22 protein-coding genes and 2 tRNA genes are annotated in these 21,765 nt (G+C 66.8%); 18 read left to right on the forward strand and 6 right to left on the reverse strand.

The features are described 5' to 3' along the window. Window positions 1-600, reverse strand: a 600-nt coding sequence (locus tag EG885_RS08615; protein WP_165571084.1) for an Hsp70 family protein, incomplete at its 3' end; no start/stop codon positions are given. A 135-nt stretch (window positions 601-735) separates the two neighbouring features. Next, complete coding sequence (locus tag EG885_RS23065; protein ID WP_207392235.1) at window positions 736-891, reverse strand: hypothetical protein; 156 nt, start codon at window positions 889-891, stop codon at window positions 736-738. A 15-nt stretch (window positions 892-906) separates the two neighbouring features. Here EG885_RS23065 and EG885_RS22695 point away from each other — a divergent pair, with 15 nt between their 5' ends. Continuing rightward, window positions 907-1,050: a hypothetical protein gene (locus EG885_RS22695; protein ID WP_165571085.1), complete on the forward strand. Its 144-nt coding sequence runs from the start codon at window positions 907-909 to the stop codon at window positions 1,048-1,050. Here EG885_RS22695 and EG885_RS08620 read toward each other — a convergent pair. After that, a tRNA-Thr gene (locus EG885_RS08620) sits at window positions 1,040-1,114 on the reverse strand. The genes EG885_RS22695 and EG885_RS08620 overlap by 11 nt on opposite strands. Window positions 1,115-1,253: 139 nt before the next feature. Between EG885_RS08620 and EG885_RS08625 the strand changes: the two genes are divergently transcribed. From EG885_RS08625 to EG885_RS08650, 6 genes are all read left to right on the forward strand, one after another. Beyond that, window positions 1,254-1,445 (forward strand): hypothetical protein, encoded by a 192-nt coding sequence (locus EG885_RS08625; protein ID WP_131574079.1) that lies wholly within the window; start codon window positions 1,254-1,256, stop codon window positions 1,443-1,445. After that, a complete protein-coding gene (gene murA, locus EG885_RS08630) occupies window positions 1,445-2,719 on the forward strand; it encodes a UDP-N-acetylglucosamine 1-carboxyvinyltransferase (RefSeq protein WP_131574080.1) in 1,275 nt (424 codons plus the stop codon). The genes EG885_RS08625 and murA overlap by 1 nt, the downstream gene beginning before the upstream one ends. Beyond that, complete coding sequence (locus tag EG885_RS08635) at window positions 2,719-3,195, forward strand: DUF2948 family protein (RefSeq protein ID WP_131574081.1); 477 nt, start codon at window positions 2,719-2,721, stop codon at window positions 3,193-3,195. Before murA ends, EG885_RS08635 begins: the two co-directional genes overlap by 1 nt. Before the next feature lie 99 nt (window positions 3,196-3,294). Next, window positions 3,295-4,608 carry a histidinol dehydrogenase gene (gene hisD, locus EG885_RS08640; RefSeq protein ID WP_131574082.1) on the forward strand — a complete coding sequence of 438 codons (1,314 nt, stop codon included), beginning with the start codon at window positions 3,295-3,297 and terminating at the stop codon, window positions 4,606-4,608. After that, window positions 4,605-5,084 carry a UPF0262 family protein gene (locus EG885_RS08645; RefSeq protein WP_131574083.1) on the forward strand — a complete coding sequence of 160 codons (480 nt, stop codon included), beginning with the start codon at window positions 4,605-4,607 and terminating at the stop codon, window positions 5,082-5,084. Before hisD ends, EG885_RS08645 begins: the two co-directional genes overlap by 4 nt. A 6-nt stretch (window positions 5,085-5,090) precedes the next feature. Continuing rightward, window positions 5,091-5,561 (forward strand): arsenate-mycothiol transferase ArsC, encoded by a 471-nt coding sequence (locus tag EG885_RS08650; RefSeq protein WP_131574084.1) that lies wholly within the window; start codon window positions 5,091-5,093, stop codon window positions 5,559-5,561. A gap of 21 nt (window positions 5,562-5,582) precedes the next feature. Here EG885_RS08650 and EG885_RS23070 read toward each other — a convergent pair whose 3' ends face one another. Beyond that, window positions 5,583-5,813, reverse strand: coding sequence for a DUF1127 domain-containing protein (locus tag EG885_RS23070; protein WP_207392236.1), 231 nt, complete (start codon window positions 5,811-5,813; stop codon window positions 5,583-5,585). A 140-nt stretch (window positions 5,814-5,953) separates the two neighbouring features. Here EG885_RS23070 and EG885_RS08660 point away from each other — a divergent pair, with 140 nt between their 5' ends. Then, window positions 5,954-6,817 (forward strand): LysR family transcriptional regulator, encoded by an 864-nt coding sequence (locus tag EG885_RS08660; protein ID WP_165571086.1) that lies wholly within the window; start codon window positions 5,954-5,956, stop codon window positions 6,815-6,817. Between the two features lie 126 nt (window positions 6,818-6,943). Here EG885_RS08660 and edd read toward each other — a convergent pair whose 3' ends face one another. Beyond that, entirely contained in the window at window positions 6,944-8,746 is a 1,803-nt protein-coding gene (gene edd, locus EG885_RS08665) for a phosphogluconate dehydratase (RefSeq protein ID WP_131574086.1), read from the reverse strand. 212 nt (window positions 8,747-8,958) lie between these two features. On the opposite strand from edd, the gene EG885_RS08670 reads away from it, so the two are divergent. The 6 genes from EG885_RS08670 (at window position 8,959) to ftsY (ending at window position 15,810) form a co-directional block, all read left to right on the forward strand. Then, window positions 8,959-10,197, forward strand: coding sequence for an RSP_2647 family RNA methyltransferase (locus EG885_RS08670; RefSeq protein ID WP_131574129.1), 1,239 nt, complete (start codon window positions 8,959-8,961; stop codon window positions 10,195-10,197). Beyond that, window positions 10,197-10,805, forward strand: coding sequence for an RSP_2648 family PIN domain-containing protein (locus EG885_RS08675; RefSeq protein ID WP_131574087.1), 609 nt, complete (start codon window positions 10,197-10,199; stop codon window positions 10,803-10,805). Before EG885_RS08670 ends, EG885_RS08675 begins: the two co-directional genes overlap by 1 nt. A 60-nt stretch (window positions 10,806-10,865) precedes the next feature. Beyond that, window positions 10,866-12,311: a glucose-6-phosphate dehydrogenase gene (zwf, locus tag EG885_RS08680; protein ID WP_131574130.1), complete on the forward strand. Its 1,446-nt coding sequence runs from the start codon at window positions 10,866-10,868 to the stop codon at window positions 12,309-12,311. Between the two features lie 2 nt (window positions 12,312-12,313). Continuing rightward, window positions 12,314-12,985, forward strand: a complete 672-nt coding sequence (gene pgl, locus EG885_RS08685) for a 6-phosphogluconolactonase (protein WP_207392238.1) — start codon at window positions 12,314-12,316, stop codon at window positions 12,983-12,985. Window positions 12,986-12,999: 14 nt separating this feature from the next. Continuing rightward, window positions 13,000-14,610, forward strand: a complete 1,611-nt coding sequence (pgi, locus tag EG885_RS08690; RefSeq protein WP_131574089.1) for a glucose-6-phosphate isomerase — start codon at window positions 13,000-13,002, stop codon at window positions 14,608-14,610. Window positions 14,611-14,763: 153 nt separating this feature from the next. Next, window positions 14,764-15,810 carry a signal recognition particle-docking protein FtsY gene (gene ftsY / locus EG885_RS08695; protein ID WP_131574090.1) on the forward strand — a complete coding sequence of 349 codons (1,047 nt, stop codon included), beginning with the start codon at window positions 14,764-14,766 and terminating at the stop codon, window positions 15,808-15,810. 95 nt (window positions 15,811-15,905) lie between these two features. Here the strand turns inward: ftsY and EG885_RS08700 are convergent. Continuing rightward, a tRNA-Ser gene (locus EG885_RS08700) sits at window positions 15,906-15,995 on the reverse strand. A gap of 106 nt (window positions 15,996-16,101) precedes the next feature. Here EG885_RS08700 and EG885_RS08705 point away from each other — a divergent pair. The 4 genes from EG885_RS08705 to EG885_RS08720 all read left to right on the forward strand — a co-directional run bounded on the left by EG885_RS08705 (window position 16,102) and on the right by EG885_RS08720 (window position 21,744). Continuing rightward, window positions 16,102-17,022 carry a hypothetical protein gene (locus EG885_RS08705; RefSeq protein ID WP_131574091.1) on the forward strand — a complete coding sequence of 307 codons (921 nt, stop codon included), beginning with the start codon at window positions 16,102-16,104 and terminating at the stop codon, window positions 17,020-17,022. Then, window positions 17,019-18,113 carry an NUDIX domain-containing protein gene (locus EG885_RS08710; RefSeq protein ID WP_131574092.1) on the forward strand — a complete coding sequence of 365 codons (1,095 nt, stop codon included), beginning with the start codon at window positions 17,019-17,021 and terminating at the stop codon, window positions 18,111-18,113. The genes EG885_RS08705 and EG885_RS08710 overlap by 4 nt, the downstream gene beginning before the upstream one ends. A gap of 98 nt (window positions 18,114-18,211) precedes the next feature. After that, window positions 18,212-19,243 (forward strand): cysteine synthase A, encoded by a 1,032-nt coding sequence (locus EG885_RS08715; protein ID WP_131574093.1) that lies wholly within the window; start codon window positions 18,212-18,214, stop codon window positions 19,241-19,243. Between the two features lie 8 nt (window positions 19,244-19,251). Beyond that, the gene (locus EG885_RS08720) at window positions 19,252-21,744 is read left to right on the forward strand and encodes a DUF3772 domain-containing protein (RefSeq protein ID WP_131574094.1); all 2,493 of its coding nucleotides are present in this window, start codon (window positions 19,252-19,254) and stop codon (window positions 21,742-21,744) included. Window positions 21,745-21,765 lie beyond the last annotated feature (21 nt).

Here is a 21,765-nt window from a genome sequence, read left to right on the forward strand (position 1 = left end):
CCTGCTGTCGATGGTGTCGGATAGGATGCGGGCGCGGTTTCCGCAGGCGCGCCATTCCTTCAGCGAGGTGTTCACCGCCGTCACCGACGGGCTGGCGATCGCCGCCGCCTCGGGCTCGGCCATGAAATCGACATGGGCAAAGCCCGCCGCCAGATAGCACTGCCGCAGGTCGTCCTGGGCCTGCGCCTCTCGCGGGTCGCTCACGCCGTGAAAGACGACCGGACGGCCCGACAGGACATGATCGAAGGGCGCGCCCGCCTGCGCCTCGGCCTGCGCCTTGATCTGCGCCAGAAACCGGGCAATCACCGCGACAAAGGTCGTGCGCTCGTTCAGGATCTGGCGCGGTTCGTGCATCAGAGAGGTGCCCAGCACCCGCTTCAGCGCCCGCATGAACCGCCCCTCGGCCCCGTCGATCAGAGCCCGGTTGGCGCCCTCTCCGATCAGGGTGCGGCGGGTTTCAAAATCGAAGAAGAAGGTCGAGGGCAGGGTGGTCTGCCCCGGTGCCATCGTCACCAGCCGCGGCTGGCCGTCGACCAGATAGCCGGCGGCGGAATTCGACGTTCCGAAATCGATCCCCAGACTGCGGGATTGCCGCGCCATGCCCGTCCCCTTGCCCAAAACCCGGAGCGCGTCGCTAAGACCCCGGCCACTGGATGTCAATCCGGGCCGGAGTTGCCGCGCAGGCTGGTCAAGGGTCGGGCTGTTCCGGTGGGGGCAGGGGCGTGGTCGAACAGATCAGTGGCAGTGCACGCGCCCCGTGCTGTTGTCCATGTGGCAGCATTGCCCCGGAGGCGACGCCTTTCGGCATCCTCCACCATGGGCGAAAGCGTCTGTCGGCACCGAAGTTGCCGCCGAGATTGCCGCGATGATCGCGATGGTCAGGTGTTTCATGAATGTCGCCTTCTTATGGGTGAACAAAACCATAAGCGGAACATTGCCGATTCACCTAAACCTTTCGGTTCGGAAATTTGGATGGGCGTGCAGCTGAAATATGCGCCATCGGATCAGAACCAAGGTCTTCATGATGTTCAGGAAAACCTGGTGCTGTGAGAGAGGATTGAACTCTCGACCTCACCCTTACCAAGGGTGTGCTCTACCACTGAGCTACCACAGCGCCGGTGAAGGGGCGTTTAGACAAAGCGTTCGGGCCGTGCAAGGGGGGAATGCGCGAATTTTGGTGAAATTGCGGTTTGGGGTCGGCGGCGGGCTGCGTTTGCTGGACGCCGCGCGCGCCCGGCGCTAACAGGGCAGGCATGACCGACCGACGCGATGACAAAGACGCGCCCGACAGCCGCGAACAGCGCCTTGCGCAGGCATTGCGCGCCAATCTTGCACGCCGCAAGGCGCAGGCGCGCGCGCGGGGGGCGGGGCCGGATGGATCGGCGGATGAGGCAGACAACAAGACCGTCCCGGATGCGGATGGCGAGACAGGCAAGGACAGCTGATGGACCAGATCATCGTCGAGGGAAACGGCCCTCTCAAAGGCGAAATCCCGATTGCCGGGGCAAAGAACGCCTGTCTGACGCTGATGCCCGCGACGCTGTTGACCGATCAGCCGCTGACGCTGACCAATGCGCCGCGCCTGTCGGACATCCGCACCATGACCGCGCTGCTGGGGTCTTTGGGGGCCGAGGTCGCCAGCCTGCAGGACGGTCAGGTTCTGGCCCTGTCCAGCCATGCGATGACCAGCCATCGGGCCGAATACGACATCGTGCGCAAGATGCGGGCCTCGATTCTGGTGCTGGGGCCGCTCTTGGCGCGCGATGGGGTGGCCGAGGTGTCGCTGCCCGGCGGCTGCGCGATCGGGGCGCGGCCCGTCGATCTGCATCTGCGCGCACTGGAGGCGATGGGCGCCAGTCTTGATCTGCGCGACGGCTATGTCCATGCCAAGGCGCCCTCGGGCGGATTGCGGGGGGCGGTCTTCGATTTCCCGGTCGTCTCGGTCGGCGCGACCGAGAATGCGCTGATGGCGGCGACGCTGGCGCGGGGCACGACGGTGCTGAAGAACGCCGCGCGCGAGCCCGAAATCGTCGATCTGGCGCGCTGCCTGCGGGCCATGGGCGCGCAGATCGAGGGCGAGGGTACCGGCACCCTCACCATTCAGGGCGTGCAGACCCTGCATGGCGCGACGCATCCCGTCGTCACCGACCGGATCGAGCTGGGCACCTATATGCTGGCGCCCGCGATGTGCGGGGGCGAGGTCGAATGTCTGGGCGGGCGGATCGAGCTGTTGGAGGCGTTTTGCGAAAAGCTGGACGAGGCCGGGATCAGCGTCGAGGAAACCCCGCGCGGCATCAAGGTCACGCGCAAGAACGGTCGCGTGCGCGCCGTCAATGTCCGGACCGAACCGTTCCCCGGTTTTCCGACCGACCTGCAGGCGCAGTTCATGGCGCTGATGTGCATGGCCGAGGGCACGTCGGTGCTGGAGGAAACGATCTTCGAGAACCGCTTCATGCACGCGCCCGAGCTGACCCGGATGGGTGCGCGGATCGAGGTTCAGGGCGGCCATGCCACCGTGACCGGGGTCGAGCGGCTGCGCGGCGCGCCGGTGATGGCGACCGACCTGCGCGCCTCGGTCAGTCTGATTCTGGCGGGGATGGCCGCCGAGGGTCAGACCACCGTCAGCCGCGTCTATCATCTGGATCGCGGCTATGAGCATGTCGTGCGCAAGCTGCGCAATGTCGGCGCGCATATCGAGCGCGTGAAAGAGGAGGTCTGATGACCCGTGACGCCCGTTTCTCGGATGCCGATCCCCGCCCGCTGGCCTTGAAGGCCGAGGACGAGGTCGATCTGCGCATCCTGTCCTCGCTGATCCAGGATGCGGTCCTGACCGGGGCCGATATCACCCATGACGCCAAGGCGCGCAGGCTGGCCTTGCTGGTCACCCGGTTCCGGTGGGAGGATCTGGCGGCTGCCGGGGCCGAGGGGCGCGAGTTCGAACGCGTGCGGTCGCTGCTGGTCATCGGCGATGTGTTGCGGGTGGTCAGCGACGGGGTCGGGCGCGACACTGACACCGTGCTGTCGCTGCTGGCGATCCGCTGGTTGCCGGGGCCGGATGGCACCGGCCGGCTGTCGTTGGATTTTGCCGGCGACGGCACGATCATGGCCGAGGTCGAATGCATCAATCTGGACCTGCGCGACGTGACGCGGCCGCATCGCGCGGTCTCGGGCCGTGCGCCGCAGCACCCGGACTGAGGATTTGGATATTTAAGTGAAGAAGAAGCCCGCTTTTCCCGTCCGCCCGATCTGCACGGTCGGGTCTTCCGGGGGCGGGGCGGCTTAAAGGGGGCGCGGATGCCGGTCTTTCTGAACACCAGTGCGGCGGATTTCGAACAGGGCTTCCGGGCGATGCTGTCGGCCAAGCGCGAGGACAGCAGCGATGTGAACGATGCGGTGACCGCGATCATCCGCGATGTGCGGGCGCGGGGCGATCTGGCCCTGTGCGAGCTGACCGCGCGGTTCGACCGGTTGCAGCTGACGCCCGCGACCTTGCGCTTTACGCCTGAAGAGATCGCCGCCGAGGTGGCGCGCGTCACGCCCGAGGATCGCGCCGCCCTGATGCTGGCGGCCGAGCGGATCCGCGCCTATCACGCCCGCCAGATGCCCGAGGATGCCAGCTGGACCGACCCCGAAGGCGCCACGCTTGGCTGGCGGTGGAGCGCGGTGTCGGCGGCGGGTCTGTATGTGCCGGGGGGCCAAGCGGCCTATCCGTCCAGCGTGCTGATGAATGCGATCCCGGCGCGGGTGGCGGGGGTCGAACGGCTGGTCATCTGCGTGCCCACCCCGGACGGGATCATCAATCCGCTGGTCCTGCTGGCGGCACAACTGTCCGGCGTGGACGAGATCTATCGCATCGGCGGCGCGCAGGCGGTGGCGGCGATGGCCTATGGCACGGATACGATCGCGCCGGTCGACAAGATCACCGGGCCGGGCAATGCCTATGTCGCGGCGGCCAAGCGGCAGGTCTTTGGCCGGGTCGGCATCGACATGATCGCGGGCCCCTCCGAGGTGTTGGTCATTGCCGACGGCGATCAGAATCCGGACTGGCTGGCCTGGGATCTGCTGGCGCAGGCGGAACATGACGCGGATGCGCAATCGATCCTGATCACCACCGACCCGGCCATGGCGCAGGCGGTGGCGGCGGCGGTGGACCGGATCATCCCGACACTGGATCGCGCCGCGATCGCGGGGGCCAGCTGGCGCGATTACGGCACCCTGATCGTGGTGCGCGATCTGGCCGAGGCCGCCGCCCTGTCCAACCGCATCGCGCCCGAGCATCTGGAGCTGTGCGTGGACGACCCCGAGGGGCTGGCCGCGCAGTGCATTCATGCGGGCGCCATCTTTCTGGGTGCGCATACGCCCGAGGCGGTCGGCGATTATGTCAGCGGGCCGAATCACGTGCTGCCGACGGCGCGTTCGGCGCGGTTCAGTTCCGGCCTGTCGGTGATGGATTTCGTCAAGCGCACGACCATGGCGCGGCTGACGCCGGGGGCTTTGGCCGCCATCGGGCCTGCCGCCGTGCGTCTGGCCGCATCCGAGGGCTTGCAGGCGCATGGCGCTTCGGTTCAGGCTCGGTTGGGGACGTTGAACGAAAGGCTGACCGAATGAGCCGCATCATCCGCATCGGGATCGACGACAGCGCGATCGCCCCCGCCACCCCCGAGATGGAGCAGGAGCGTCGCGTCGCGATCTTTGATCTGATCGAGGATAACAGCTTTGCCGTGCCGGGGCGTGACGGCGCGCCCGCGCCCGACGGGTCATTCGTGCTGGATCTGTGCATCCGCGAGGGGCGGCTGGTCTTTGACATGACCGACGAGGCGGGCGCCAAGGTGGCCGAGTTTCATCTGTCGCTTGGCCCCTTTCGGCAGGTGGTCAAGGATTACTTCCAGATCTGCCAAAGCTATTTCGATGCGGTGAAGCGCCTGCCCCCCGCCCAGATCGAGGCCATCGACATGGCCCGGCGCGGCATCCACAACGAAGGCGCGCGCACCCTGCAGGAGCGGCTGGAGGGCAAGGCGTCCTTGGATATCGACACCGCGCGGCGCCTGTTCACCCTGATCTGCGCGCTGATCCCTCAGGGCTGACAGGGCATGGCGCAGGACAAGATCCCCTCGTCGGTGCTGTTCTGTTGCGATCACAATGCCATCCGCTCGCCCATGGCCGAGGGGATGATGAAGAAATTTCATGGCCGCGCCGCCTATGTCCAGTCGGCGGGCGTGAAAAGCGACACCGAGGTGGACGGCTTTGCCATCGCCGTCTGCGAGGAGATCGGCGTGCCGCTCGCCGATCACCGCAGCCGCAGCTTTGACCAGATGCGCGATTGGGGCGACGATCTGAGCCAGTTCGACCTGATCGTCGCCCTGTCGCCGGCCAGCCAGCGCATGGCGCTGGAAATGACCCGCCACGCGCATCTCGAGGTCGAATACTGGCCGATCATGGACCCCACCGGGCTGGCCGAGGGGCGCGAGGCGCGGCTGGCCGCCTATCGCCAGACCCGCGACCAGATAGAGGCGCGGATGCGCGACCGTTTCGGCCCGCCGACCCGGCGGGACGACGACTAGCGGTGGCGGCATCTTAGGCGGTCAGCGGCGGCGCCAATGGATGGGCACGTCCCAGATGGGCTTGTCCATCTCGGCCTCGACATCCTCTCGGGTCAGGCCGATGTCGCGCAGATGATCGTCGCTGAGGCGCGCCAGATCGATGCGGGTGCGGCGCACGTCGAACATGGTCAGGATGCGTTCGATCCACGAGGGGCGGGGCAGGATGCCGTGCCCGGTGACGACGCGCAGAAGGGCCCTTGATTTCGTGGTCATCGCTGTCTCCTGTAACGATCAGTTTGGAAGATGGATCGGGTTTTTCTCATCTTCGAGATTGATCGGTACCCGTCTGCCGTGTATTTGTGAAACGAATGATTTTGATGCCACCCATCAGCCGCCGTGAAGGATTACCCGCCATGCGCAATCTGGATATCGCCACGCTCAGATCCCTGCAGGCCGTCGCCGAATACGGCGCCGTCACCCGCGCGGCCGAGGCGCTGAACATGACGCAAAGCGCGCTGTCCATGCAGATGAAGCGGCTGGAAGAGGCGTTCGGGCGGCCGATGCTGGACAAGGCCGGGCGCGGCGTTGTGCTGTCGGATTTCGCGCAGGATCTGCTGGGCGAAAGCCGCAAGCTAGTGGCGCTGAACGATGCGATCCTGGCGCGGTTCACCGGGCTGCGGCCCGAACGCCGGCTGCGTGTCGGGCTGAGCAGCGACTGGATGTTCACCAAGGTAGCCCAGACAGTGCGGGCCTTCCGGCACGATTTCCCCAAGGTCGAAATGGTCATTCATGACGGGCGGACCAAGGACCTGCGGGCGCAGATGCAGCGTGGCGAACATGACGTCATCCTGACCACCGAATTCGATGCCCCGCAGGGAGCGGTCAATCTGGCCAAGGTCGATCTGGTCTGGGTGGGCGCCGCTGACGGCAAAGCGTGGCAACAGCGACCCTTGCCGATCGCGACTTCGGCGCATTGCGCCTATTACGCGGTCGGGGTCAGCGCGCTGGAACGGGCTGGGATCGAATGGTCCCATCTGATGGGCGAGGGCAGCGACGAGAACTGGCACATCCTTGCCGCCGCCGATCTGGGTCTGACCTTGCGTCCCCGCGGGATCGAACAAGCCGGGATGGAAGAGGTCGATCATGGCGGCGCATTGCCGCCGCTGCCGCCGACATGGCTGAACGTCTATGTCGCCGATGGCCCTGCGGGCCGTCTTGGGTCCGACTTCGTGGGCTATCTGCGGCAGGCGATCTGTGAGGTGGCGATCGCCGCCTGAACGCGGCGGGATGGCGCCCGCCCGCCGTCATGGGCTGGGCGGTCGCACCAGCCAGGCGGGGGCAGGCGCGGCTCGGTTTTTAGCGAACCGATCGCCGTCAGCAACGTGCGCCTTGGCCCGTGAGCCTTAGACCACCACGCCCGCGCCTTCGGTGGCGGGGCCTGCGACGGCGCGGAAGGCGGCGAACAGCTCTCGGCCCATCCCTTCGCTGCTTTCTTCGGGGTCGAAGGCGACAGGGGTGCGGCTGTCGAAATCGGGCTCCAGACAGTCCAGCCTGCCATGCGCCGCATCCAGCCGGACCCTGTCGCCGTCGCGCAGGCGCGCCAGCGGGCCGCCGCTGGCCGCCTCGGGCGAGATGTGGATGGCGGCGGGCACCTTGCCCGAGGCGCCCGACATCCGCCCATCGGTGACCAGCGCGACCTTGAGGCCCCGGTCCTGCAGCACCGCCAGCGTGGGGGTCAGCGAATGCAGTTCCGGCATGCCGTTCGCGCGCGGTCCCTGAAAGCGGACGACGACGATGGTGTCTTCGGTGAACTCTCCGGCGCGGAAGGCGGTCTTGACCGCTTCCTGATCCTGAAAGACGCGGGCGCGGGCCTCGATGATGTGACGTTCGGGGGCGACGGCGCTGATCTTGATGACGCCGCGACCCAGATTGCCCTGCAACTGCTTGAGGCCGCCTGTTTTCGCAAAGGGATCGCTGGCCGGGCGCAGGATCTTGTCGTTCAGGCTGGCGCGGGCGCCGTCGGCCCATTTGATGCGGGCGCCGTCCAGCATCGGTTCGCGGGTATAGCCGTCCAAGCCGGTGCCGTTGATCGTCTTGACATCCGCATGCAGCAACCCGCCTTCCAGCAATTGCGCGATTATGTAGCCCAGTCCCCCTGCGGCGTGGAAATGGTTCACGTCAGCCAGGCCGTTGGGATAGACCCGCGCCATCAGGGGCACGGTTTCCGACAGGTCGTGGAAATCCTCGATATCGATGATCACGCCTGCGGCGCGGGCCATGGCGGGCAGGTGCAGGACAAGATTGGTCGAGCCGCCCGTGGCCATCAGCCCGACGATGCCATTGACGAAGGCGCGTTCGTCCAGAACCTCGCCCGCTGGCATGAATTCATTGCCCAGATTGGTGATGGCGGCGGCGCGTTCCACGGCGGCCACGGTCAGCGCGTCGCGCAGCGGCGTGTTCGGGTTGACGAAGCTGGAGCCGGGCAGATGCAGGCCCATGAATTCCATCAGCATCTGATTGGTGTTGGCGGTGCCGTAGAAGGTGCAGGTTCCGGGGCCGTGATAGGAGGCCATCTCGGCCTTCATCAATTCCTCGCGCCCGACCTCGCCGGTGGCGAATTGCTGGCGGACGCGGGATTTTTCGTCATTGGGCAGGCCCGAGGGCATCGGGCCTGCGGGCACGAAGACGGCGGGCACATGGCCGAAGGTGGCGGCGGCGATGATCAGCCCCGGCACGATCTTGTCGCAGACGCCCAGATACATCGCCGAATCGAAGCAGTCATGCGACAGCGCGACGCCCGCCGCCAAGGCGATGACATCGCGCGAGAAGAGCGACAGCTCCATCCCCTTGCGGCCTTGCGTCACGCCGTCGCACATCGCGGGCACGCCGCCCGCGACCTGCACCGTGGCACCCGCCGCATGGCCCGCCGCCCGGATCAGGTCGGGATAGCGTTCGAACGGCTGATGCGCCGACAGCATGTCGTTATAGGCGGTGACGATGCCGATATTGGGTTTGCGGGTCGTGGCCATATCGACCTTGTCATCCATCGCGGCATAGGCATGGGCCTGATTGCCGCAGGACAGATGCGCACGGGCAGGGCCGTCCTGCGCGGCGCGGGCGATCTTGGCCAGATAGCGGCTGCGGGAGCGGTGGGACCGTTCGCGGATGCGGTCGGTGACCTGGTCGATGGTGGCGTGAAGGGTCATGGCGCGGCCTCCTCTGGCTTTGGGATCAGTATAGGCCGTTAGCGTTAACGGTTCAACCATCCGTGGGTGGTGACGTTGCAAAGGGGGGCGCTGCCCCCCGGCCTTGCGGCCGCCCCCCGGGATATTTGCGCCAAGATGAAAGGTTGCGGGCGCTTGTGCGGGGGGATGGGGCGTGGCAGATCGACCGGGAAAGGATTATTCCCATGACCGAGATGTCCCACACCGAATCCGAGACCCCCGACGCTGCCGAGGTTGCCTCTCATGGTCGCCCGGTGATCCGGCTGCGGCCCAAATCGAAGCCTCAGGCGATCCGGCACGGGTTTCCTTGGGTCTTTGCCGATGAGGCGGTGCTGGATCGTCGCACCAAGGCCCTGCCGCCCGGCGGCATGGCGGTGCTGGAGGATCCCGAGCGGCAGGCTTTGGGGCTGGTGACGGTCAATCCCGCATCCAAGATCATCGCGAGGGTCATGGACAGTGATCCGCAGGCGGTGATCGACGGGGCCTGGTTGCGGGCGCGGCTGACGCGGGCGCAGGATCTGCGGGCGCGGATCTATGACACGCCCTTTTACCGGCTGGTTCATGCCGAAGCGGATGGGCTGCCCGGGCTGGTCATCGACCGGTTCGGCGATGCGGCCGTAATCCAGCCGAATGCGGCCTGGGCCGACGGCATGGCCGAAGAGATCGCGGATGCGCTGATCGCGGTGACCGGGGTCACGACGGTGGTGGTGAACGGGCAGGGGCGGTCGCGCGGGCTGGAGGGGCTGACCGAGCGGCTGGAGGTCATTCGCGGCACCGCGCCGACGGCGCCGGTGCCGGTGGCGATGAACGGGGCGACCTATCTGGCCGATCTGCTGGGCGGGCAAAAGACGGGGCTGTTCTTTGACCAGCGTCCGAACCATGCCTTTGCGCAGCGGCTGGTCGACGGCGGCTCGGTGCTGGACGTGTTCAGCCATGTCGGCGGTTTCGGTCTGGCGGGGCTGGCTGCGGGTGCGTCGCAGGCGCTGTGCGTCGATGGCAGCGCCCCGGCGCTGGAGCTGGCGCGGGGCGGGGCTGAGGCCATGGGCGCCACCGACCGGCTGGAGGTGATGCAGTCGGATGCGTTCGACGCGTTGGAGACGCTGGCCGGGCAGGGTCGGACCTTCGATCTGGTCGTCTGCGACCCGCCGGCTTTTGCGCCGTCGAAACCGGCGCTGGAAAAGGGTCTGCGCGCCTATGAGCGGGTGGCCAAGATGGCCGCGCCTCTGGTCGCGCCGGGGGGCTATCTGGTGCTGTGCAGCTGCAGCCATGCCGCCGACCTGACCGCGTTTCGCAATGCCAGCGCGCGGGGCATCGGGCGCGGCGGACGGCGCGGCGTGCTGATCCATACCGGTCAGGCCGGGCCCGATCACCCGACTTTGCCGCAGCTGGCCGAGACCGGCTATCTGAAGGCGCTGTTCTTCCGGCTGGACTGATGCAGCGCAAGCCGGATGACCGCGAGCCTGATGACCGCAAGCCGGATGACTGGGCGCCGGACGACCTTGAGGCTGCGGTTCTGGACGCGAACGTCCTGTTCCCGACCATCCTGCGCGAGATCCTGACGGATGTCGCGCAGGCGGGCCTGTACCGGGCGCTGTGGTCGGAACGGATCCTGTCGGAATGGCGCCACGCCGCCGCCCGGCTTGGTCCCGATCAGGATGCCGTGGCGGGGGCCGAGATCGCGCTGCTGCGGCTGCGTTTTCCCGATGCCGTGCAGGCTGATGATGGCGATGCGGCGATCGATTTGGATTTTCCCGATGATGCCGACCGCCATGTGGTCGAATCGGCCCTGGCTGCGGGCGCGCAGCTGGTCATCACCGCCAACCTGCGCGATTTCCCCCAAGGCCTGATGGCCGGGCTGGGCTTGCGGGCAATCCACCCCGATGCCTTTCTGGTGGATCTGCACCGCACCGATCCGGTCACCGTGGCGCGTGCCGTTCATGCCGCCCGCGACAAGGCAGCGGCGATGGGGGGTGCCATGTCCTTGGGCGAAATGCTGAAACGCTGCCGTCTTCCCCGGCTGGCCAAGGCAGTGAAAGATTGAACCGCATTGCCGTTATCGCTAACAACGGGTAGAGCAGATGCCACCCAAATGGAGAACAGCATGGTCTCTCGTGTCATTCCGGTCGATGATTTCGACCTTGTGATCTTTGGCGCTACGGGCGATCTGGCGCATCGCAAGATCCTGCCGGGTCTGTTCCGGCGCTTCAAGGCCGGGCAGTTCCCGGCGACCAGCCGCATCATCGGCGCGGCGCGCACCGAACAGGATGACGCGGCCTTTCAGGCCGAGGCGGCGGCCGCGATCTGCGATTATACCGGCACTGACAAGAACGATGCCGATCTGGCCGAGTTCCTGCCGCTGCTGGGCTATGTCGCGATCGATGCCAAGGGCGAGGGCGGATGGCAGGAGCTGAAATCCAGGATGCGGCCCGGCGCGGTCCATGCGTTCTATTTCTCGGTCGCGCCGGCGCTGTTCGGCGATATCGCGGAACGTCTGGCAGGTCATGGCATCGCCCATGACGACAGCCGCATCGTGGTGGAAAAGCCCTTTGGCCGCGATCTGGCCTCGGCCCGCGCGTTGAACGCCACGCTGGCGAAACATTTCCACGAAGATCAGATCTATCGCATCGATCATTATCTGGGCAAGGAAACCGTCCAGAACCTGATGGCCGTGCGCTTTGCCAATGTGCTGTTCGAACCGCTGTGGAACGCGCAATATGTTGATCATGTGCAGATCACGGTGGCAGAAACCGTGGGCGTGGCCGGGCGCGGCAGCTATTACGACAAGTCGGGCGCGATCCGCGACATGGTCCAGAACCACATGATGCAGCTTCTGTGCCTGATCGCGATGGAGCCGCCCTATCATTTCGACCCTGACGCGGTGCGCGATGAAAAGCTGAAGGTGATCCGCGCGCTGCAGCCGGTCGAGCCGGGCGATATCGTGCGCGGCCAGTATCAGGGCGAGGGCAGCGACTATCTGACCGATGCCGAGGATCCGGCCTCGCGTACCGAAAGCTATGTCGCGATGAAGGTCCGCATCTCGAACTGGCGCTGGCAGGGCACCCCCTTTTACCTGCGCACCGGCAAGAAGCTGCGCGCCCGCACCAGCGAGATCGCGATCACCTTCAAGGCGCCGCCGCATTCGATCTTTGACGACAGCGGTGTGCCCAAGGCCAACGAGCTTGTCATCAGATTGCAACCCAATGAGGGCATGAACCTCAAGGTGATGATCAAGGAACCGGGGCCGGGGGGGATGCGGCTGGTGCAGGTGCCGCTGGACATGTCCTTTGCCGAGGCCTTGGGGGCCGAGGGTGCGGACATGCCCGACGCCTATGAGCGGCTGATCATGGATGTGATCCGCGGCAACCAGACTTTGTTCATGCGCGGCGACGAGGTCGAGGCGGCCTGGGCCTGGACCGATCCGATCATCAACGCATGGGAAGACAGCAAGCGCCAGCCAGAGCCCTATGACAGCGGATCCTCGGGGCCGGACGAGGCGTTGCGTCTGATGCATCGCGACAACCGCCGGTGGAGAGAGATCAGGTCATGAGCATGGAACTGACGGAATATCCCGACCGCGAGATGCTGGCCTTGTCGCTGGCAGACCGCATCGCCTCGCAATTGGCGCAGCATCTGCGCGGCAATGAACGCGCGACCTTGTGCGTGCCGGGCGGCACCTCGCCCGCGCCGGTCTTCGACACGCTGTCGGGGGCCGATCTGGACTGGGGCCGGGTGACGGTGATTCTGGGCGACGAACGGTGGGTCGATGGTGATCACAAGCGGTCGAACAGCCGCCTGTTGCACCGGCATCTGCTGAAGGACAAGGCGGCGGCGGCGGAATACATCGATCTGTATACCGGCGATGCCTCGCCCGATCTGGCGACCGAGGGTTTGGCGGCGCGGCTGGCGCCGCATCTGCCGCTGACGGTCGTCCTGCTGGGCATGGGCAATGACATGCACACCGCCAGCCTGTTTCCCGGCGCCGATCATCTGGCCGCCGCGATGGCCTCTGACGCGCCCGCGGTCATGGCGATCCGGGCCGAGGGCGCCGAAGAGCCGCGCATCACCCTGACGCGCCCCGTCCTGTCGGGCGCGATCAACATCCATCTGCTGATCATGGGCCCGGAAAAACGCGAAGCGCTGGAGCGTGCGCAAAAGCTGGACCCGATCGAGGCGCCGATCCGCGCCTTTCTTGACGATGCCACCGTCCACTGGGCCGAATGAGGGACCGACCACCGATGTCCGATATCTGGAAAAGCCTGAAAGCCTGCCGCGCTGCGCAGGCCGACACCCGCATCGAGGCGCTGTTCGCCGCCGATCCCGACCGCGCCACAGGGTTCACCACCCGCGCCGACGGGCTGGTCTTTGACTGGTCCAAGACGATGATCGACACGGCCGCGCGCGACCTGCTGCTGGATCTGGCCCGCGAGGCGGGCGTCGAGGCCCGGCGCGAGGCGATGTTTGCGGGCGAAAAGATCAACGAGACCGAGGGCCGCGCCGTCCTGCACACCGCTTTGCGCAATCTGGACGGAAGCGTCGTGGTCGATGGACAGGACGTCATGTCCGAGGTTCGGGCGATCCACGAGCGGATGTCGGATTTTGCCCGCTCGGTCCGCGATGGGCGTTTCGCGGGCGCGGGCGGCGCGATCACCGATGTGGTCAATATCGGCATCGGCGGGTCCGATCTGGGTCCGGCGATGGCCGCACTGGCGCTGGCCCCCTATCACGACGGACCGCGCACGCATTTCGTCAGCAATGTCGATGGCGCCGATATCGCCGATACGCTGAAGGGGCTGGATGCGGGCACGACGCTGGTGATCGTCGCCTCCAAGACCTTCACCACCATCGAAACGATGACCAATGCGCAGACCGCGCGCGATTGGATGGCGGCCAGCGTCGCCGATCCGGCGGCGCAATTCGTGGCGCTGTCCTCGGACGTGGGCAAGACCGGCGATTTCGGTATCGACCAGACGCGGGTGTTCGGGTTCGAGGATTGGGTCGGCGGGCGTTATTCGGTCTGGGGACCGATCGGTCTGTCGCTGATGCTGGCTGTCGGCCCCGAGGCCTTCGATCGGTTTCTGGCCGGGGCCGCGTCGATGGACAGCCATTTCCGCAGTGCGCCCCTGGCCGAAAACCTGCCGGTGCTGCTGGCCTTGACGGGGATCTGGCATCACCAGATCTGCGGCTATCCGACCCGCGCGGTGCTGCCCTATGACAACCGCCTGATGCGTCTGCCCGCCTATCTGCAACAGCTGGAGATGGAATCGAACGGCAAGCGCGTGGCGATGGACGGGCGCGATCTGCGCGTCGCATCCGGTCCGGTCGTGTGGGGAGAGCCGGGCACCAATGGCCAGCACGCTTTTTACCAGCTGATCCATCAGGGCACGATGCCGGTGCCCTGCGAATTCATTCTGGCGGCGCGCGGGCACGAGCCGGATCTGGCCCATCACCACATCCTGCTGGCCGCGAACTGTCTGGCGCAATCCGAGGCGCTGATGCGGGGCCGGTCCCTGAACGAGGCCCGCGCCCTGATGCGCGCCAAGGGTCTGGAGGCGCCCGAGATGGACCGTCAGGCCCGCCACCGGGTGTTTCCTGGAAACCGCCCCTCGACCACGCTGCTGATCGACCAGCTGACGCCCTTTGCCCTGGGGCAGATTCTGGCGCTGTACGAGCATCGGGTCTTTGTCGAAGGGGTGATTCTGGGAATCAACAGCTTTGATCAATGGGGGGTCGAGCTGGGCAAGGAACTGGCGCTGAAGGTCGAGCCGCTGTTGAAAGGCGAGGCATCGGCGGGCCATGACGCCTCGACCCTGCAGCTGGCGTCGCTGATCCGCGCGCTGCGTGGCTGAGGGGGTGGGAAGGGGGGCGCTGCCCCCCGTCCCGTGCCGGGACGCCCCCCGGGATATTTGTGCCAAGATGAAAGCCTGTGCCCTGCGATGCGGGGCGGCTTTTCCTTGGGCGCGCTTGAGGGTAGGGTCCGGGCGGCAAGCAAGGGGCTGATCATGGCGTTCTTTACGAAACTGCGCGAGCGGCTGACACGGTCCTCTTCCAAGATCGGGGGGGGGCTGGACGATATCGTGGGCGAGGCATCGGAGGGAGCGGTCGCCCCCGCGCCTGCGACAGCGTTGCCCGCGCCGATGGTCACGCCGATGCCGCAGCCGGTGCAGCCCGGTCTGGTGGGCCGGCTGTTCGGACGCGGCGCTGCCGAGGTCGAGGAGCCGCGTCGCGCGCTGGATGATGCGATGCTGGAAGAGCTGGAAGACATGCTGGTTCAGGCCGATCTGGGGGTCGAGACGGCGCTGCGCGTGACCGCCAATATCGCCGAGGGGCGGATGGGGCGGCGGGTATCATCGACCGAGCTGAAGGAACTGCTGGCGGGCGAGATTGCGCGGATCATGGCGCCGGTGGCGCGGCCCCTGCCGATCTATCCGAAAAAGCCGCAGGTGGTGCTGGTCGTCGGCGTCAACGGCGCCGGCAAGACCACCACCATCGGCAAGCTGGCCAGCCAGTTCCGCGCCGCGGGCAAGTCGGTCGTGATCGCGGCGGGTGACACGTTCCGCGCTGCCGCTGTCGAGCAGCTGCAGGTCTGGGGCGAACGCGCCGGCGTTCCGGTCATGGTTGCGCCGCAGGGCAGCGATCCGGCCAGTCTGGCTTGGGACGCGATGGCGCGGGCCGAGGCCGAGGGCGCCGATCTGCTGATGATCGACACGGCGGGGCGGTTGCAGAACCGTCAGGATCTGATGGAAGAGCTGGCCAAAATCGTTCGCGTCATCCGCAAGAAAGACCCCGAAGCGCCGCATAATACGCTGTTGGTGCTGGATGCCAGCACCGGTCAGAACGCGCTGAATCAGGTCGAGACGTTCCGCAAGCTGGCCGATGTGTCGGGGCTGGTGATGACCAAGCTGGACGGAACCGCGCGGGGCGGCGTGCTGGTGGCGCTGGCCGACCGGTTCGGTCTGCCCATCCATGCGATCGGCGTGGGCGAACAGATCGATGATCTGGATGCCTTTGACGCGGATGACTTCGCACGGGCGCTGGTCGGGTTATAGGATGAAAGCGCGACCCTGCCCGATGCGTGTCGGGCGGGGATCGGGTTTTCAACACCCCGTTGGGGGGTTGAGCTGGTGTCGTGCTGCCGGAAAATTGGCGGAGAGGGTGGGATTCGAACCCACGGAACCCTTGCAGGCTCAACGGTTTTCGAGACCGCCCCGTTCGACCACTCCGGCACCTCTCCGCGCTTTTCGGTGTGGTGTCGCGGAATTAGAGGGGTGGGGGTTGAAGCGCAAGGGGGTTTGGACGAAAAATCGGCCGAGGTCGAGATTTTCGCGAAAGGGCGGGACATGCTGATCATCCTTGGGGTGCTTGCCGCCCTGACGCAGGGCGGCGCTTTTATGCCTGCGCCCCCCTCGGCTGCGGCGCATCGGGTCGTGGCGACCGTCTTGGGCCCCGAGGTCGTGTTGCGGACGCAGATGCCCGCTCTGGCCCCGGCGCAGGCGGACATGCTGGACCGCGCCTGGCAGGTGCTGCAGCTGGAGGCGCTGATGCCCGTCCTGCGTGACGAGGCCGCGACCGAGGCGGCGGGCATGCAGGCCGAAGGGCTGATCGCGGGCAGCGGGCCGGACTGGGCGGGCGTCGTGGCCCGCATCCATGACCCGGACCGGCTGGAACGCCTGTTCCGCGAAGGGGCTGCCGAGGCTTTGGCCCGTACCGATCCGGCAGTCATCGACCGGGCGCTGCGGTTTCACGCAGCCGGGCTGGGGCGGCAGGTCGTGGGGCTGGAAATCTCGGCCCGGCGCGCCATGCTGGAAGAGGGGATCGAAGAGGCCGCGCGGCAGGACTATGCCCGGGCCCGAGACGACGGTCAGCCGCGTGCCGCGCAGATCGACCGGATGATCGATCGCGCCGATCTGATCGCGCCGAATGTGGCGGGGGCGCTGAACGCGACCATCGCCTTTTCGCGCGGCTTTGCGGCGGGTGAGGGGTTCGACATGCCGTTGACGCCCCAGCAGATGATGGCCGAGGCCTGGGCGCAGCGCGACCAGATCGAGGCCGATGCCACGGGCTGGCTGCAGGGGTTCCTGATGCTGTCCTATGGTCCCCTCAGCGATGCGGAGCTGGACGGCTATACCGATTGGCTGGCCTCGGCCGAGGGGCGGGCGATGTCGCAGCTGTTGTTTGCAGGCTTTGACCGGGCCTTTGGGCAGACCTCGTATGACATGGGGCTGGCGGCGGCGTTGCGCCTGCAGGGGCGGCAGTTGTGATCGTGCTGGTGGGGGCGCTGGCCCGGCCCGGCCTGATGGCGGCGCTGGACCTGTCGGGATCTGCGATCAGCCTGCGCGGGCGGCTGACGGGCGGCGCCCGCGCAGGGATCGACCGCGGTGACTGGCCGGTGCTTGAGGCCTCGGCTGATGTCTTGCCGGGGGTTGGGGTCACGCCGAGCCCGGCGCTTGAGCGCTATGCGGCGGTCATGGGGCTGGCGGTGCAGTCTGTGGCGGGTCAGGCGGTGATGGGCCTTGGTGTGGGGCCACTGCCCGAACAGGGCACGCCCTTGGCGGATGCCGATCACGATGCGCTGGCCGCCGAGATTGCGCGGCAGATCCTGATCGCCGATGCCGGTCTGGACCCTGCCGTGCTGGCCGCGCGGCTGCCCATGACCGGGATCTGGGCGGCCAGCCGGGTGCGGGGGCAGGGGATGGCACCCTCGGGGCAGGGGGTGGTTCCCCTGCGTCCCGAAGGGGCGATCCGCACGATCAGCCAGCAGCAGCCTTTCCTGGGCTATTTCGGGGTCGAGCGACGCGAGCTGACCCATGCCCTGCATCAGGGCGGCCAAAGCGCCCGGATGGTGCGCGAGGCATTTCTGATGGGCGATGCGGCGGTGCTGCTGCCTTGGGATCCTGTGCGCGACCGGGTGCTGGTGATCGAACAGTTCCGTTTCGCCCCCGCCCTGCGCGGCGATCCGCAACCCTGGCTGCTGGAGCCGATCGCGGGCCGGGTCGATGCCGGCGAAACCCCCGAGGCCGCAATCCTGCGCGAGGCTGTGGAAGAGGCCGGGCTGCAGGTCCGCAGCCTTGTCCCGGCGTTTCACTGCTATCCCAGTCCGGGTGCGGCCTGCGAGTTTCTGTATCAATATATCGGCATTGCCGATCTGCCGGACGGGGTCGCGGGCATTCACGGGTTGGACAATGAGGCCGAGGATATCCGCGGCCATCTGATGGACCGTGCGCAGCTGTCGGCCATGGTCGATGCCGGGCAGATCAGCAACGGGCCGTTGGCCACGCTGTCTCTGTGGCTGGATGCACGGGCCGATCGTCTGCGCCGGGACGCGGCGCAATGCGGCGCGGGGCAGGGCTAGGCGGCGCAGGCCAGGGCGGGGCGGGGGTTGCCCCCCCGACCCCTGACCTTGTAGGTATCGCGGTAACTCTGAACCCATCCGGACAAAGGTCGATCGCCATGCGAATCTATTCTGATCTGGCCCATGCGATCGGCAACACGCCGCTGATCCGCCTGAACCGCGCAAGCGAGGAAACCGGCTGCGAGATCCTCGGCAAGGCCGAATTTATGAATCCCGGCCAGTCGGTCAAGGACCGGGCGGCGCTGTATATCATCAAGGATGCGGTGGCGCGTGGTGCCCTGCGGCCCGGCGGCACGATCGTCGAGGGCACGGCGGGCAATACCGGCATCGGGCTGGCGCTGGTGGGCGCCTCAATGGGCTTCAAATCGGTGATCGTGATCCCCGAGACCCAAAGCCAGGAGAAAAAAGACATGCTGCGGCTGGCCGGGGCCATTCTGGTCGAGGTGCCCGCAGCGCCCTACAAGAACCCCAACAACTATGTCCGCTATTCCGGTCGTCTGGCCGAGGCGCTGGCCCGGACGGAACCGAACGGCGCGATCTGGGCCAATCAGTTCGACAACGTCGCCAATCGTCAGGCCCATGTCGAAACCACCGGCCCCGAGATCTGGGAGCAGACCGAGGGCCGCGTTGATGGGTTCATCTGCGCCGTGGGGTCCGGTGGCACGCTGGCGGGGGTGGCCGATGCGCTGCAACCCAGGGGCGTCAAGATCGGGCTGGCCGATCCCGAAGGTGCGGCGCTGCATTCCTTTTACACGACCGGCGAATTCGACAGCCCCGGCAGCTCGATCACCGAGGGTATCGGGCAGGGACGCATCACCGCCAATCTGGAAGGCTTCACCCCCGATTTCAGCTGGCGGATCTCTGACGCCGAGGCGCTGCCGATCGTTTTCGATCTGCTGCGAGACGAAGGCCTGTGTCTGGGCGGATCGTCGGGGATCAATATTGCGGGCGCGGTCCGCATGGCGCGCGAAATGGGGCCGGGACATACCATCGTCACCATCCTGTGCGATTACGGAACCCGGTATCAAACCAAGCTGTTCAACCCCGAATTCCTGCAGGCCAAGGGTCTGCCGGTGCCCGAATGGCTGACCCGGCCCACACCGGACCTGCCGCAGGTTTACGAAGACTGAAAGGTTTCATGCGACATCTGATTGCCCTATTGCTTGTGGCGCTGCTGACATTGACGGCAGCGCCGCTGATGGCCCAACAGGCCGGGACGCCCAATTATCAGACCTGGGAACAGGTCGCCGAACGGGCCGAGGCGCTGACGACCAATCCGCGCGCCGCAAATGACGAACTGGCGCGGACCCGCGCCCGGATCGTCGACTGGCGGGACCAGTTGCAGGCCGGGCAGAACGTCAACGCCGACCGCATCGCCACGCTGCGCAATCAGATCGAGGCGCTTGGCCCCGCCCCCGCCGAAGGCGCCAGCGAGGATGAAGAGGTCGCTGCCCGCCGGTCGGAACTGGGCAGCCAGCTGTCCACCGCGCAGGCCCCGCGCTTGGCCGCGACCGAGGCCGCCAGCCGCGCCAATTCCATCATCGGCCAGATCGACGAGATCATCCGCCAGCGCCAGGCGCTGGAACTGGCCAAGCAATCGCCCTCGCCGATGTTGCCTGCATCCTGGGCCGAGGCGACCTCGGACGGGTTCGGCCTGCTGGAAGGGGTGGGCGGCGAGGTTCTGGGCCAGGACGCCACGCCCGAGACATGGGCCAATCTGCGCCCGCGCCTGCCTGAGGTGGCGGGCTATCTGATCGCGGCGCTGTTCATCCTGACCTATGCGCGGGGGTGGATCGTCAATCTGCCTTCGCGGCTGTCGGCGCGGGCATCCAAGCATTCGCGGGCGGTGCTGGCCTTTGTGGTGTCGCTTGGCCAGATCGCGGTGCCTCTGGCCGGAGTCTATCTGGGCATCAGCGCCATTCAGGCCACCGGTCTGGCCGGCGCATGGACGACGCCGTTCCTGAACGCCCTGCCTGTCGCGGCGCTGATCCTGTTCGGCGGTATCTGGCTGGCGCGGGCGCTGTTTCCGCGTCAGGCCATCGCCTATACCTCACTGCAGATGACCGAGGCGGCCCGCGTTTCGGCGGGGCGCATGGTCACGGTTCTGGCGGCGCTGATGGCGCTGCACCACCTGCTGTCGCGTGCCGTCCTGCCGCTGTCGGGCCTTTATGAACATGGCGAGGCCGAGGTCGGTCGGGTGCCGCTGCAATTCAGCGAAGCCTCGGCCGGGGTCTGGCATCTGGTCATGGCCGTGGTGACCGCGCTGGCGATGTTCCGGCTTGGCAATATCCTGCGCCGCCTGACGCGCGACGCGGTGACGCAGGATCTGTCCTATCGGCACTGGATCGCCGCTTGGGCGGGCCAGCTGACGCGGATCGTGGCGCCACTGGCGGTTCTGGTGATGGCCCTTGGCTATGTGAACATGGGCAATGTCATCATGTGGCCGTGGCTTTTGTCGCTGTCGCTGGTGGGCCTGCTGATCCTGCTGCAGGATTTCATCGCCGATATCTTTGATCTGGTGCAGCGCGGGGCCGAGGGCGCGCGCGAAGGGCTGGCGCCGATGCTGTCGGGCTTTGCGCTGGTGCTGGCCTCGGTCCCGGTCTTCATGGTGATCTGGGGCGCCACCCCGAACGAGCTGGCCGAATACTGGGTCCGATTCCGTCAGGGCTTCAGCATGGGCGGCATCACCCTGTCGCCCGGGGCCATCCTGACCTTCATCATCATCTTTGGCATCGGCTATGCGCTGACCCGCGGCGCGCAGGGGATGCTTCGCGGCACCGTCCTGCCCAAGACGCGGATGGACCCGGGCGGGCAGACCGCCGTCGTGTCGGGCCTTGGCTATGTCGGGATCGTGCTGGCGGCGCTGATGGCGATCACCTCGGCGGGGATCGATCTGTCCTCGCTGGCCATCGTCGCGGGTGCGCTGTCGGTCGGCATCGGCTTTGGCCTGCAGAACATCGTGTCGAATTTCGTCAGCGGTATCATCTTGCTGATCGAACGTCCGGTCAGCGTTGGCGACTGGATCAGCGCGGGCGGACAGCAGGGCATCGTCAAGCGCATCTCGGTCCGTTCGACGCAGGTCGAGACCTTTGACAAGACCGAGGTGATCGTCCCCAACAGCGACCTGATCAGCCAGCCGGTGACCAACTGGACGCGCCACAACAAGGTCGGGCGGATCATCATTCCCGTCGGCGTGGCCTATGGTACAGACACCCGCAAGGTCGAGGCGATCCTGCGCGAGATCACCGAGGATCACCCGCTGGTCGCTATCGATCCCGCCCCCGCCATCCTGTTCCGCGCCTTCGGCGCCGATAGCCTGAGTTTCGAGATCCGGGCAATTCTGGCGGATGTCGGCACGGGCCTTGGCGTGACTTCGGATCTGTTGCATTCGATAACCGCACGCTTCGCCGCCGAGGGGATCGAGATCCCCTTTGCGCAGCGCGACATCTGGCTGCGCAACCCCGAAGCCCTGCCGGGTCAGACGGCCAAAGCGGCAGCCCCGGACAGGCCCACCAAAGAGGTCGCGGCAGAACCCGGACAGCCCGCCGCGATCCGCGACACCTCGGTCGCCTCGCGGTCCTTGCCCGAGGACGGCGAATACGACGATGGGGATGCCGACAGCGGACGGTGATCAGGCCAGACATGAAAACGG

This window comes from Paracoccus nototheniae, from assembly GCF_004335005.1.
In the GTDB taxonomy this organism is placed as follows: domain Bacteria; phylum Pseudomonadota; class Alphaproteobacteria; order Rhodobacterales; family Rhodobacteraceae; genus Paracoccus; species Paracoccus nototheniae.